This window comes from Leucobacter fengyongliangi (assembly GCF_052386045.1).
The window spans coordinates 1,329,362-1,343,167 of record NZ_CM126356.1; the positions used below are offsets into that span (position 1 = coordinate 1,329,362).

Annotated in this window: 11 protein-coding genes; 7 read left to right on the top strand and 4 right to left on the bottom strand. The window is 62.2% G+C overall.

Annotated features, from left to right (window positions below; genetic code table 11):
• The first annotated feature begins 34 nt into the window (after positions 1-34).
• The gene (locus ACTNFK_RS06210) at positions 35-1,297 is read left to right on the top strand and encodes an alkaline phosphatase family protein (protein ID WP_433647095.1); all 1,263 of its coding nucleotides are present in this window, start codon (positions 35-37) and stop codon (positions 1,295-1,297) included.
• Here ACTNFK_RS06210 and sepH read toward each other — a convergent pair.
• A complete protein-coding gene (gene sepH / locus ACTNFK_RS06215) occupies positions 1,294-2,457 on the bottom strand; it encodes a septation protein SepH (protein WP_435935870.1) in 1,164 nt (387 codons plus the stop codon). The genes ACTNFK_RS06210 and sepH overlap by 4 nt on opposite strands.
• Positions 2,458-2,667: 210 nt before the next feature.
• Between sepH and ACTNFK_RS06220 the strand changes: the two genes are divergently transcribed.
• On the top strand, positions 2,668-2,958 hold the full coding sequence (locus ACTNFK_RS06220) for a DUF4193 domain-containing protein (protein WP_433647099.1): 291 nt from the start codon (positions 2,668-2,670) through the stop codon (positions 2,956-2,958).
• Here the strand turns inward: ACTNFK_RS06220 and ACTNFK_RS06225 are convergent, their stop codons facing one another.
• A complete protein-coding gene (locus ACTNFK_RS06225) occupies positions 2,959-3,447 on the bottom strand; it encodes a DUF3093 domain-containing protein (RefSeq protein WP_435935869.1) in 489 nt (162 codons plus the stop codon).
• Positions 3,448-3,562: 115 nt separating this feature from the next.
• Between ACTNFK_RS06225 and dut the strand changes: the two genes are divergently transcribed.
• The 5 genes from dut (at position 3,563) to dxs (ending at position 10,405) form a co-directional block, all read left to right on the top strand.
• Positions 3,563-4,003, top strand: coding sequence for a dUTP diphosphatase (dut, locus tag ACTNFK_RS06230; protein WP_435935989.1), 441 nt, complete (start codon positions 3,563-3,565; stop codon positions 4,001-4,003).
• Positions 4,004-4,055: 52 nt separating this feature from the next.
• Positions 4,056-4,724, top strand: coding sequence for a DUF3710 domain-containing protein (locus tag ACTNFK_RS06235; protein WP_435935868.1), 669 nt, complete (start codon positions 4,056-4,058; stop codon positions 4,722-4,724).
• On the top strand, positions 4,724-5,509 hold the full coding sequence (locus tag ACTNFK_RS06240; RefSeq protein WP_435935867.1) for a DUF3159 domain-containing protein: 786 nt from the start codon (positions 4,724-4,726) through the stop codon (positions 5,507-5,509). The genes ACTNFK_RS06235 and ACTNFK_RS06240 overlap by 1 nt, the downstream gene beginning before the upstream one ends.
• Before the next feature lie 115 nt (positions 5,510-5,624).
• On the top strand, positions 5,625-8,294 hold the full coding sequence (acnA, locus tag ACTNFK_RS06245; RefSeq protein WP_435935866.1) for an aconitate hydratase AcnA: 2,670 nt from the start codon (positions 5,625-5,627) through the stop codon (positions 8,292-8,294).
• Positions 8,295-8,452: 158 nt separating this feature from the next.
• Positions 8,453-10,405 (top strand): 1-deoxy-D-xylulose-5-phosphate synthase, encoded by a 1,953-nt coding sequence (dxs, locus tag ACTNFK_RS06250; RefSeq protein ID WP_433647107.1) that lies wholly within the window; start codon positions 8,453-8,455, stop codon positions 10,403-10,405.
• Between the two features lie 56 nt (positions 10,406-10,461).
• Here dxs and ACTNFK_RS06255 read toward each other — a convergent pair whose 3' ends face one another.
• Both ACTNFK_RS06255 and ACTNFK_RS06260 read right to left on the bottom strand, forming a co-directional pair.
• Positions 10,462-12,600, bottom strand: a complete 2,139-nt coding sequence (locus ACTNFK_RS06255; protein WP_435935865.1) for a 3-hydroxyacyl-CoA dehydrogenase NAD-binding domain-containing protein — start codon at positions 12,598-12,600, stop codon at positions 10,462-10,464.
• A 6-nt stretch (positions 12,601-12,606) separates the two neighbouring features.
• Positions 12,607-13,800: a thiolase family protein gene (locus ACTNFK_RS06260; protein ID WP_433647110.1), complete on the bottom strand. Its 1,194-nt coding sequence runs from the start codon at positions 13,798-13,800 to the stop codon at positions 12,607-12,609.
• Between the last annotated feature and the right edge of the window lie 6 nt (positions 13,801-13,806).

The window sequence follows — 13,806 nt, forward strand, 5'->3', positions numbered from 1 at the left end:
TACTTACAACCCCTGTGTGGTTACGATGGTGCTCATGCTACCGATCGCCACCGACAACGGCGCGAGGCTGGCCGCGATTCTGCCCACCGGGCTTGCCGCGGTTGCTCGTGGCCTCGGCGCAGACCCCGTGGAGCTCCTCGCGCGCGCCTGCAAGCTCGCCCCAAGCGAACTCGGCAACAACCTGGTGTTCGACGACGGCTCGCTTCCGCCACTCCGATCGTTCGTGATGGTCGTGGTCGACGGGCTTGGCCACGCGAATCTGCAGGCGCGAGCAGCGCACGCCCGTTCCATTTCCAGATTGCCTTCTCGCCGCATCGAAACGGTTATTCCGTCGACCACAGGAGCAGCCCTCACGACCCTCACAACTGGGCGCCTTCCCGGCGAGCACGGGCTCATCGGCTACCGAATTCGGCACCCCAAACAGGGTCTGCTGAGCACGCTGAAAGACTGGCGCGACATTCCCGATCGACGGGCCTGGCAGCGATCCACACCGCTGTTTGAATTTGCAGCAGCCGTGGGTGCGCGGCCTGTCGCCATCGGGAGACCGGCGCACGCCACCGGTGGGCTGACAGAGGCGATTCTCTCGGGAGCCGAATATCACGGTGCAGTGACGATTGCGGATCGCTGTGCGATTGCCTCTCGCCTGTTGCGGGCCGGTGAGCCGATCGTGGCCTATCTCTACATTGATGAGCTCGACAAGGCCGCACACGCCGATGGCTGGCAAAGTGACCTCTGGCTAAAGCGACTTGAGCAATTGGATGCAGCGCTCGACGATCTCTTGCGCACCCTGCCCGGAGACGTCGGGGTGGTGGTGACGGCGGATCACGGCATGATCGATGTGCCCGAACACCGACGACTCGAACTCGGTGTCGATTCCGAGGAGTTCAGCGGCGTCTCGGAAGTCGGGGGAGAGCCGCGCATGCGTTCGTTGTACCTGCACGTGGGAACTGACCCGGAGAGCGTCGCTGAGCGGGTGGGGGCTGCGCTCGGCAAGCTCGCCTGGGTTGGGACGCGTGGTGAGGCGATCGCGGCAAACTGGTTTGGCCCCATGGCAGCCGGGGTGGCCGAACGCCTCGGCGAAGTCATCGTCGCCGCCCGAGGGCAGGTGTGTTTTACCTTGCCTGGTGACAGCCCAGAAACGCGCGCGATGGTGGGTCAGCACGGCGGACTGAGCTCGGAAGAGCGTGGGGTGCCCCTCGCGCTTGGTGGGGTGCTCGACGGAAGCGGGTTCGCCGCGACAGTGGGCCGGATTGCTGCGATTGCCGCCGCGACAGACCTCACGTCGCCAGCGGATTAGGCCGGATCTTCGTCGCTCCGAGTGCCGAAGAGAATGTCGTCCCAACTGGGGATTGCTGCGCGACCCTTTCCTTTCTTGGGCTTCTCCGAGGGGGTCGGTGAGTCCACACGGGGAAGAGTAGCCCCATCAGTGGTCGGTGTCGGTGTCGGTGTCGGTGTTGGGGTGTGCGTCGCTGATCCAATGTCGGTGACGAGGAATGCGTCACCGACGCGCTCATCCTTGACTGTTTCCGAAAACGGAGCAACGGGGAGACCATCCTGGGGCTGCGCATCTCGCTCGCCCCGCCGTCTGCGCAACGCATCCAAAAGGTCAGCGGTCTGACCGAGGTCGGGAAGCTCGTCGTCTGGTGAGTTGATTGCTCGTTGATCGATCTCCCGACGGCGAGCAAACTCAGCGGTTGAATCTACGATGGGAATCGAGCCGGTTGAGGGGTGACCCGCTGCGCGTGCTGCGTCTGCTCCGCTCGGGGAGATCTCGGCCAGATCGGATCCATCAGTCTCGCGGTCACCCAGGTCAAGCGAGAGCGACTCGGGGTCGAAGGCCCCGGAATCGAATCGATCCCGTTCAGTGCTGGCGTCAACCGCCCGCAGCTTCGGGATCAGGCGTTCACCCACCTCGCCCTGTTGCGACAGCGTTACAGCATCAGGTGTGAGGGGGGCCAACAGACCCTTGCGGTGCTCAAACGACCAGATGGCGCGATGCGCCACATCGTGCGAGGTGAAGTCGAGACCGATCATCCATCCGGCCTCATCGTCGCGCCACGAGCGCCACTGTGCGTCTTCTGCGCCCAGACCAACCAGTCGCTCGGCGATGACGGTACCGAATTGCTGTTCCGAGCCCTCAATCGGACTCGTGCGCACCGAAACCGCGTGGGCAGAGGCCAAGATGAACCGCCGCTCTGCAAGCACCGGCTCCTCGTAGCGCTCGATGTCGGTGTCTTCCGCGCCGGTGATCTCCACGATTTCCGCGCGGGACTTTCCAGCCCGCACGAGAGACTGGATCTCCCGCGGGTTCACCCGCGGGGCTTCGCGCTCCCGACGACTGAGATGCCGAAGTTCCGCGAATACCGTCTCGTCGACGATGAGCTTGTGCTCGTTTCCGTCGTTGTCTGCGACGACCAGAGACTGGTCTTCGCGTCGCACAAAGCGCAGTTCATCCATTGTCACTTCCTCCCGTGATTGCACTCAGGGTGTCACGATTGGAGTCGCTTCACCGCCATTGACCCGGCGGGTGAGCAAATCTCTTCGCGCTTGCTCGTCTGAACTTTACTGAGTTCAGGGTGTCGGGTTTGCGTCAAGTGGGTGTTGTGGTGCAAACTATGCCCGCCGAAGGGTAACACCCACCACGACAGACAGGGAACGCTGCAGAGCATGGCCACCGATTACGATGCCCCCCGCAAGAATGACGAAGAGACCGACTCGATCGAGGCTCTCAAAGAGCGGGTGCCCGCGAAGGGTTCATCTGCCATCGACTCAGAAGACTCCGACAACCCCGGGTTTGAACTCGCCGGTGCCGACCTCTCAGACATGGAGCTCGATGTCGTTGTCCTCCCACAGCAGGACGACGAGTTCACCTGCGTGAATTGCTTCTTGGTGCGCCATCGTTCCCAGATGGATCACCAGACCGACCTTGGTCCCGTATGCGCGGAGTGCGCTGCGTAGCTACGCCGATTGCGCAACGCGGACGGCCGCGCGAAGTTCCTCAGGCTTCCGGGTCGTCAGGATCCACTGTGGCGTCGGGTCGCTGGGGTCCATGACCGAAACCCGAACTCCGCTGTGAATGTAGCCGCGGACCAGGAGAAAGCTGCGCGCGTCAAGGCCCGGACCAAGGGCTGCGCGAAGTGAATCTCGACCTAGGGTCTCAACGTCACCGAGCAGGGAAACGGCGATCCGAGCCGATCCGGCGATGAGCTGTCCATTGCTGACTTCAATCGTCGGCGCAAGCGCGAAGAGCGAGCCTCCGATGACCAGGTAGAGGCCGATTGCTACTGGGAGAGCCCACACCGAACTGAGCGGTGTCACCGTCAGCATGACCGACGGGATCAGCAACAGCAGAGCGAGGTAGAGCCCTGGCCCGGGAGCGAGCCGCTCACGATAGCTCCGGCTCGTGGAGTCGGCAGGGATATCTGTTGAATCAGTGGGTTTGGGCATGGGTCGATTATCTCCCGGCGCGTGATCGCTGAAGCTGAGCGTGATGGATCAGGCAGCGGCGTGCCAGCGCACGGCCCCGGAATTCCGCTACCCTAACGGGGTGACTGATGTCGTGATGCTTCCCGTCCTTGCCGAACCCGCGCACATTCCCGCATACGCCCAGGCCGGCGATGCGGGGGCTGATTTGCGAAGTACGGAGGCGCTCGTGCTGCCGCCCGGGGGGAGGGCGCTCGTCGGAACAGGGCTTCGCTTCGCGCTACCTGAGGGCTATGTCGCGTTTGTGGTGCCACGCAGTGGACTTGCAGTGAAGCACGGAATTACGGTGCTCAATTCGCCCGGAACGATCGATGCTGGCTACCGGGGCGAGATTCGCGTTCCGCTTCTGAACACAGACCTGCACGATGCTTTCGCGATTGAACCGGGTGATCGTATTGCACAGCTTATTGTCATGCCGGTGTCACGTGCCAACTTCGTTCCCGTCGCAGACCTCCCCGAGAGCGAGAGAGGCACCGGTGGGTTCGGATCCACCGGCCTGCGAGAGCACCCGGTTGGCTAGGCGCTCGGACACCCGGTTTCGCCACGTCGGAGAATGAAGGAGAATTCAAGGTATGAGCGACGACACTGCACAACCAGCTGACGAGTTAGAGGTTCGCGACCCGGAGGGTCACGACGTGACCGGGGTTGATGAGAGCAAATCTGCTCCAGCGGATCGCGAAACTTCGGGGCCCTTCGATGCCAGCGAGGTTCCTTCCATGCGTCCCTATGTTGACCTGGGTGGCATTAAGGTTGCGCCCAGGGAAGGACTGCAAATGCGGCTCGAGGTCGAGGAGCGGACCAAACGAGTCGTCGCCGTCACCCTTGAATATGCGGAGTCGGTGTTGCAGGTGCAGGCGTTTTCTGCGCCAAAGTCAAGCGGCCTGTGGAACCGAGTCCGCGACGAAATCGCTGCGCAATTCGCGAGCCAGGGTGCTCGCGTGCAGATCGAGAACGGCCTGCTCGGTCCGGAGCTGATGACCGAGTCCCCTGTCCCTGCAGAGCAGGGCGGTGGCACTCGGCCAGTTCGATTCTTTGCCGTGGATGGCCCCCGATGGATGCTGCGGGGCGTGCTCATGGGCAGGGGCGCAGTGGATGCAGATGCACGCGAAAAGACGCTCGAGGTGTTTCGGGAAATGGTCGTCGTTCGCGGCGATCAGCCAATGCCACCAAGCGAACTGTTGCCGCTGAAGGTCCCAGCCGGGGTCGGGCAGGGCGCGACCGGCGAGGCCACTCAAGCGTGATGGATTCTGACGGGGGATCTGGCCAAGACGGCCAAGCTCGGGCCCCGGGCGACCCTCCGTTGGCCGGGGGAGGTCTCGGTCGCGCCGTCGCCGCCGGAATGAGTGGTGAGTCGATTTCCGCGAGGGGCGTTCTTGAGGCCATCGGTGGGCTTCGCGGGGTGCTCGAGTCACTGATCCCTGCCACGGTGTATCTCGTGGTCTTTGTCCTCACCCAAGATGCCCGGGTATCGGTGATTGCCCCACTTGTCATCTCGGTGATCGCGATTGTGGCGAGGTTGCTCCGTCGGGAGCCACTCTCCGCGGCACTCTCAGGATTCTTGGGCGTGCTGGTCTGTGTGGTCGCAACGCTTTTCACCGGTCGCGGTGAGGACTACTTTCTGCCGGGTTTCTGGATTAACGGGGCGTGGATCATCGCTCACACGGTCTCGCTCCTCGTCGGGTGGCCGCTCATTGGTCTCCTGCTTGGCTTTCTTCGTGGGTCACTCACCGAATGGCGCCGAATTCCCATGCTCCGTCGGGCGGCCACCCTCTGCACCGTGCTGTGGATCGCGGTCTTCGCAGCGCGGTTGGCTGTGCAGTTGCCGCTCTACCTCGCGGCGAACGCGGGTGACCCCGGCGCCGTTGAAGCGCTTGGCATCGCGCGACTCGTCATGGGAATTCCGCTTTTCGCTGTCGCGGTGCTCTTCACCTGGCTCGTGCTAAGCAGGGTGAGCGCGGTTCAGCGCGGGCTGGCTGAGGCTGCAGCAGCGGCCTCAGCGTCACACCGTCCGGGCGACGATTTGTGAGTCATTCGATCATCGGACGAATGACTCGCCGTACGGCTTCCAGCGGTTCGCTGCGTCGCAAGCAAACTCCGTGTAGAATTGTCTCGATATCGAGATAAATTCGAATGGAGCGGTGATGACATCACTCAATAGCTTTGGGGCCGAGCGCACCCTGGCGGTTGGCGACAAGCAGTACCAGATTTACGGCATTGACGCAGTGCCCGGACACGAGCGACTTCCATACAGCCTCAAGGTGTTGTTGGAAAACCTGCTTCGCACCGAAGACGGTGCGAATGTGACGAAGCAGCACATCGAGGCCATCGGCAACTGGGATCCCTCGGCTGAACCCGACACCGAGATTCAGTTCACCCCTGCGCGGGTCATCATGCAGGACTTCACCGGAGTGCCCTGCGTGGTAGACCTGGCGACGATGCGTGAGGCTGTCGTTGAGCTCGGTGGCGACGCAAACAAGATCAACCCGCTGGCTCCCGCCGAGTTGGTCATCGATCACTCGGTTATCTCTGATGCCTACGGCACCGCGGGTGCAGCGGCAAAGAACGTCGAAATTGAGTACCAGCGCAACGGTGAGCGCTATCAGTTCCTACGTTGGGGCCAGGGTGCCTTCGACGAGTTCAAGGTTGTGCCCCCGGGCACCGGTATTGTGCACCAGGTCAACATCGAGTACCTCGCCCGAGTGACCTTCACGCGTGAAGTGAACGGCGTGCTGCAGGCATACCCCGACACGTGTGTCGGCACTGATTCACACACCACTATGGAGAATGGTCTCGGCGTGCTGGGCTGGGGCGTGGGCGGCATCGAGGCCGAGGCCGCCATGCTGGGCCAGCCCATTTCGATGCTGATTCCGCGAGTTGTCGGTTTCAAGCTCTCGGGCCAGATTCCTGCTGGGGTGACTGCTACCGACGTGGTACTCACGATCACTCAGATGCTGCGCAAGCACGGTGTGGTGAGCAAGTTCGTTGAGTTCTACGGCGAGGGGGTTGGCTCCGTGCCGCTCGCGAACCGTGCCACCATTGGCAACATGAGCCCGGAGTTCGGCTCGACCGCGGCGATGTTCCCAGTCGACGATGTGACCCTCGACTACCTGCGTCTCACCGGTCGCAGCGAGGAACAGCTCGAACTGATCAAGGCCTACGCACAGGCCCAGGGCATGTGGCACGATCCCGCCAAGGAGCCCGTTTTCAGCGAGTACCTTGAGCTTGACCTCAGCACCGTCGTCTCGTCGATCGCGGGCCCGAAGCGTCCACAGGATCGCATCGAGCTGACGAACTCAAAGGCGCAGTTCGAAACCGACCTGGTCAACTACGCCCAGGCATCGAACCCCGCGAAGGTTAAGGATCAGCAGGGCAACGAGTTCGCAATTGATCACGGCGCGGTAACCCTCGCCTCGATCACTTCGTGCACCAACACATCGAACCCCTCGGTCATGCTTGCGGCTGGTGTGCTCGCTCGTAACGCGAACCAGTTGGGTCTGAAGGCAAAGCCATGGGTGAAGACGACTTTGGCCCCCGGCTCCAAAGTTGTGACTGATTACTACGAGAAGTCGGGCCTTCGTGACGATCTTGAGGCGCTCGGCTTCTTCCTGGTCGGTTACGGCTGCATGACGTGTATCGGAAACTCCGGCCCGTTGAACGAAGAGATCTCGCAAGCGGTAAATGAGAACGACCTCGCCGTCACGGCGGTACTCTCGGGCAACCGAAACTTCGAGGGTCGAATTAACCCCGACATCAAGATGAACTACCTTGCGAGCCCACCGCTGGTCGTGGCCTACGCGCTTGCCGGCACGATGGACTTTGATTTCGATACTGAGCCGCTCGGCCAGGGGACTGATGGCCAGGATGTCTTCCTGCGCGACATCTGGCCAGATCCGGTGGAGGTGCAGCAGATTGCTGACGCTTCGATCGACTCTGACATGTTCAATTCAAAGTACGCCACCGTGTTCGACGGTGACGAGCTGTGGCGTTCGCTCCCGACTCCCGCGGGAAACACGTTTGCGTGGGATGAGAAGTCAACCTACGTGCGCAAGGCACCGTACTTTGAGGGCATGCAGTTGGAGCCCTCGCCCGTGGTCGATATCTCCGGAGCTCGGGTCCTGGCCAAGCTTGGTGATTCGGTCACGACTGACCACATCAGCCCGGCCGGTAGCTTCAAGGCAGAGACGCCGGCAGGGCAGTACCTCGTCGCCAACGGCATTGCACCGAAGGACTTCAACACCTACGGATCCCGCCGCGGCAACCACGAAGTGATGATCCGCGGAACCTTCGCGAACATTCGCCTGCGCAATCAGCTTCTCGACAACGTTGAGGGCGGATTCACGCGTGACTTCACCCAAGAGGGTGCGCCGCAGTCGTACATCTACGATGCCGCCCAGAATTATCAGGCGGCTGGCATTCCCCTGGTTGTTCTGGGCGGTAAGGAATACGGGTCTGGTTCGTCCCGCGACTGGGCAGCCAAGGGAACAAGCCTCCTTGGAGTGAAGGCGGTTATTGCTGAAAGCTTCGAGCGTATTCACCGCTCGAACCTGATCGGCATGGGTGTTTTGCCGCTGCAGTTCCCCGCTGGTGCCAGTGCCGACGATCTGGGCCTTGACGGTACCGAGACGTTCGACATTCATGGCGTGACTCAGCTCAACGAAGGCGTTACGCCGAAGACGCTCCGCGTCGCGGCACGCAAGACCGACGGAACCGTGGTTGAGTTCGACGCTGTGGTGCGTATCGACACCCCTGGCGAAGCTGACTACTACCGCAATGGTGGCATTCTGCAGTACGTGCTCCGTTCGCTGGTCTAGCGGTTACAGCGACTAGGTGGCCCGGGCGCATTGCGCCCGGGCCACCTAGTTTTCTGGGGCTCGCGCTACCTTGTTCGTCCCCAGTTTGCCCCTCTTCAGGGTGGATAAGATGGTGAGAATTCCCGTGGCACCTGCCTCGGGCGAGTCGGAGGTTTTGGGTGGCAATTCTCGATCGGGTCGACGGCCCGCGCGATCTGGACGCGCTGACTCTGGCCGAGCTGGAAGCTCTCGCCGCGGAGATTCGTGAGTTTCTCATTGCAGAGGTAGCGAAGACCGGGGGCCATTTGGGGCCCAACCTCGGCGTGGTCGAACTCTCGATCGCGCTGCATCGGGTCTTTGAATCGCCGCACGACCCGATTATTTGGGATACGGGGCACCAGAGCTACGTTCACAAGCTCCTGACCGGTCGGAAAGACTTCTCCAGGCTCCGGCAGCGGGGGGGCATCGCTGGCTATCCGCAGCGTTCTGAGTCGACTCACGACATCGTGGAGAGTTCGCACGCGTCCAGTTCGCTGAGCTGGGCCGACGGAATATCTCGTGCCTTTGCCCGGACGGGCCAGCAGGACAGGCACGTCGTCGCGGTCGTGGGTGACGGCGCGCTGACGGGCGGGATGACCTGGGAAGCACTCAATAACATCACCGATGACAACTCCCGCAACCTGATCATCGTGATGAATGACAACGGTCGCTCGTACGCGCCGACCATCGGTGGGATGGCACGCTTCTTGAACTCCGTTCGCGCCACGGGCAGCTATCGCGACCTGCAGGAGGGGAGCGAGAAGCTCTTCTCTGCGTTTGGCGCTCCAGGTCGCACCGTGTATCGGGCCGCACGGGGTGCAATGCGTGGTTTTGTGAGTCGGGTCAGTGACAACCAGGACCTGTATTCGAACCTTGATATAAAGTACCTCGGTCCCGTCGACGGCCACAACCTCGAGGCCGTGGAAGAGGTGCTCCGCCAGGCCAAGGGCTACGGTCGTCCCACGCTGGTGCACATCATCACGGAGAAGGGGCGGGGATACGCGCCCGCAGAGAATGATCTAGCGGATCAGTTTCACGCTATCGGCAAAATCGATCCTGAGACCGGTGAATCTTTGCAGAACGGTGGAGGGAAGAGCTTCACCGGGGTATTCAGCGAACACATGCTTGAGCTTGCCCGTGAGGAGCCTCGACTCGTCGCGATCACTGCCGCCATGCTCGCACCCACCGGGCTCGACGCCTTCGCAGCCGAGTTTCCCGACCGCGTGTACGACGTTGGGATCGCTGAGCAACACGGTGTGACAACCGCCGCGGGTCTCGCCTACGGGGGGTTGCATCCGGTGGTCGCAATGTACGCAACCTTCATGAATCGCGCATACGACCAGTTGTTAATGGATGTCGCGTTGCATGGAGCCGGCGTCACATTTGTACTTGACCGAGCTGGCATCACGGGCCCCGACGGGGCGAGTCATAACGGTGTGTGGGATCTCGCAACCTTGCAGGTGGTTCCCGGAATCAGGATCGCCGCACCCCGGGACGAGCCGAACCTACGCGAGCTCCTGAGCGAGGCCGTTCGGGTCGAAGACAGGCCCACCGTGCTCCGCTTCCCCAAGGGCAGCGTAGGAATCAACGTACCGGCAGTGCGCCGAACCGACGACGGCGTCGACATCCTGCGCGAAGATCGTTTGGAACAGGCAGACGACGGGGGTGCCGCCTGGCGCGACGTGCTCATCGTAGGCGTGGGCCCGATGAGCCGTGTTGCACTTGATGCGGCGGATCTCTTGGCAGCACAGGGAATCACGGTTACGGTCGTCGACCCTCGCTGGGTTGTGCCCGTTCCCGATTCCGTCGTCGATCTTGCGCGAGCGCATCGACTCCTGATCAGCATCGAGGATGGCATCCGGGTGGGTGGAATCGGCACGCGAATCAGGCAGGCCCTTCGAGACGCTGGTGTCGACACCGCGGTGAGCGAGCTGGGAACGCCGTCGGAGTTTCTAGAGCACGCAACTCGCGCCGAATTACTCGAGTACACGGGGCTCACCGCCGAGAAGATCGCCGCCGACGTGGCAGATCAGGTTCACGGCAAGCGAATCCCGGTGGCAAAACCGGAGCCCCCGGGACACGCTTCAGAGTAACTAGCGAAGGCCCGATCCACTGAGGTGAATCGGGCCTTCGCTAGTTGTGGCCGAGTCTACAACCCGGTGCCAGCAATCCTGGGATCGTGGAACGTCGATCCAAAGACCCGCTCGCTCGCTCCGACTCGGTCGAGGTATGGGGTCGCTCCGCCAGCTTGGAAGGGCCAACCCGCGCCCAAGATCAGGCACAGATCGATGTCCTCGGCAGCGGCGACAACGCCCTCGTCGAGCATGATCTTGATCTCGCCAGCGAGTTCGTCTTCCACCCGACGGAGAATCACGTCTTCAGTCACCGCCGAGTTGCCGAAGGCGAGCGCCTTCTTGGCCTCGCGAGACAGATCCTCAACCTTGCCATGCTTGTTCTTAATCAGGGGATCAGTGAGCTCAGCGATCGCGTGCAGATTTGTCGATGCGTAGAAGCGCTCGGGGAATGCGTGCACCATCGTGTCCTGCACGTGCGCGGCGACCTTCCAACCGACGAGATCGATGAGTTCGAACGGTCCCATCGGTAACCCGATCGGTGCGAGCGCACGTTCCACCACCGGCATGGGCGTGCCCTCGTCGAGGGCGCGTGCGGCCTCGCCCATCACCTTCGCGAGCAATCGGTTCACGACGAAACCAGGGCGATCCGCGGTGATGACCGCACTCTTCCCCAGTCGCTTCGCGACCTCCATCGCGGTTGCGAGAGCGGCATCGTCGGTGCTGGGCACCTTCACGACCTCGATCAGTGGCATCACCGCAACCGGGTTGAAGAAATGGAATCCCAAGAGTCGCTCGGGGTGCCGCAGGTTCACGCCAATCTCCTCCACCGAGAGGGACGACGTGTTCGTCGCAAGGATCGCGGTGTCGCTGATGATTGGCTCAATCTCTGCGAAGACCTGCTGCTTCACGCCGAGCTCTTCGAAGACGGCCTCAATGACCCAGTCGCAGTCGGCGTACAGAGACTTGTCTGTCGTTCCTTGCACGAGGCCCTTGAGCTGGTTCGCGTCGTCGGATGTGAGACGACCCTTGGCCATCATCTTGTCGATCTCGCCCCGAATATAGTCGAGGCCCTTGTCGACTCGGGCCTGGTCGATGTCGGTAATGAGAACTGGTACGCGCAGCTTGCGTGCGAACAGGAGAGCGAACTGGCTGGCCATGAGGCCGGCACCGATTACACCGACCTTCTGCACAGGCTGAGCGAGCTTGCGATCGGGCGCCCCTGCCGGGCGCTTGGCTCGCTTCTGCACCAGATCAAATGCGTAGATCGAGGCGTGGAATTGATCGCCGGAAATTAGCTCAGTCAACGCCTCGTCTTCGCGCTCGAACCCGCGCTCAATGTTGTTGTCTTTTGCTGCGCTGAGCAGCTCCAGCGCAACGTAGGGAGACTTTGCAGCGCTTCCGATGCGAGCCTTCAGGGTGTCGCGTGCGATCTTGATCGCCGCGGGCCATTTGATCAGTCGTTCGGTCTTGCCGGGCACGTGTGGGCGATCCACTTTCTGCTCGCCGGTCAGTACACGGTCCGCCCAGCGAACAGACTGCTCGAGAAAGCTGGCTGCACCAAACATGACATCAAACAGACCAGCCTCAAGCGCCTGCTCCGGTTTCAGCATGCGATTGTTCTTCAGCGGGTTTGAGACAATGATCTCGATTGCCCGCTCGATGCCGACGAGGTTGGGAACGAGTGTTGCACCACCCCACCCCGGAATGATTCCCAGGAAGACCTCCGGAAAGGCGAGCGCAGCGGTCGAAGAATCGAGCGTGCGGTAGTCGCAGTTCAGCGCGATTTCCATCGCGCCGCCGAGTGCAAGGCCGTTCACAAATGCAAAGGTGGGAACGCCGAGCCCGCGGAATTTTCCCAGCACATGGTGGCCGTATTGGGCCATGAGTCGCGCGTTCTGTTCCGTCGCCAGCGTTGAGACTTTCGACAGGTCGGCCCCGGCAGCGAAAATGAACTGCTTCCCGGTAATCGCGACGGCCTGAATCTCGCCTGCGGCAGCGCGGGCTGCTTGCGCATCTAGCACGCCGTTCAACTCGTGGAGGGTAAGTGGGCCGAGCGTGTTGGGCCGTGTGTAATCGGCACCGTTGTCAAGAGTGATGAGCGCGAGCGTGCCGCCCGAAGGGAGCGCAAGGTCGCGAACGAAACTGTGCGTCACAACTTCGCCCTCGGCCGCATCGATGAGCGGGGAGAAATCGATCTTCGTGTAATCGGTCATGGCGAGTTACTTGCCCTTCTTGCCGTCAAAGTGGGGGTTTTCCCAAATCATCGTGCCGCCCTGGCCGAGGCCAACACACATGGCGGTGATGCCAAAGCGCACGTCGGGCCGCTGCTCGAACTGGCGAGCCAACTGGAGCATCAAGCGCACCCCGGAGGCAGCGAGCGGATGACCCACAGCAATTGCACCGCCCCAGGGGTTCACCCGGGGGTCGTCATCGGCGATCCCGAAGTGATCAGTGAAGGAGAGCACCTGCACAGCGAAGGCCTCGTTGAGTTCGAACAGGCCGATGTCAGTGATCTGCAAGCCGGCCCGTTTGAGCGCCTTCTCGGTTGATGGGACTGGTCCCAGCCCCATGACCTCCGGCTGGACTCCCGCGAAGGCGAAGCCCACGAGTCTCATCTTGCTCGTGAGGCCAAGTTCTTGAGCGGTGTCTGCACCCGCGAGGAGCGACATCGTAGCCCCGTCAGTGAGCGGGGACGCGTTGCCCGCGGTGACCTTGCCGTGCGGCCGGAAGGGCGTGCGCAGCGTGGCGAGATCCTCGAGGGTGGACTGGGGCCTTCGGCCCTCGTCCTCAGTTGCGAGGCCCCAGCCGCTCTCGCTGCGGGTCGCGACTGGGATGAGATCGGGTTGAATGTCCCCACGATCGTAGGCCGCCTGCACCTTCTGCTGGCTAGCCACTCCGAACCGATCAGCGCGTTCCTTGGTGAGTTCTGGGAAGCGATCGTGTAGTCGCTCGGCGGTGATTCCCATGTTGAGTGCGTCCGGGCTTACCAATTTCTCGGCCACGAAACGTGGGTTCGGATCGGCATCGAGTCCGATGGGGTGACGACCCATGTGCTCCACGCCACCAGCGATAGCGAGGTCATACTGCCCGGCACCGATCGCAGCCCCCATCATTGAAGCCACGGTCATGGCGCCGGCGCACATTCGGTCGAGCGCGTACCCGGGCACGGTCACTGGAAGACCAGCAAGCATTGACACGGTGCGACCCAGTGTCAGCCCCTGGTCGCCCTGCTGTGTGGTCGCGGCGATACCCACGTCATCCACGCGGTCTAACGGCAAGCCGGGGTTTCGCTCGATGAGCCCTTGCAGCGCCTTGACGGCCAGGTCGTCAGCCCGAGTGCCCCAATACATGCCTTTTTCGCCAGCGCGCCCGAATGGGGTGCGAACCCCATCAACGAACACGACTTCTCTCATTGCGGC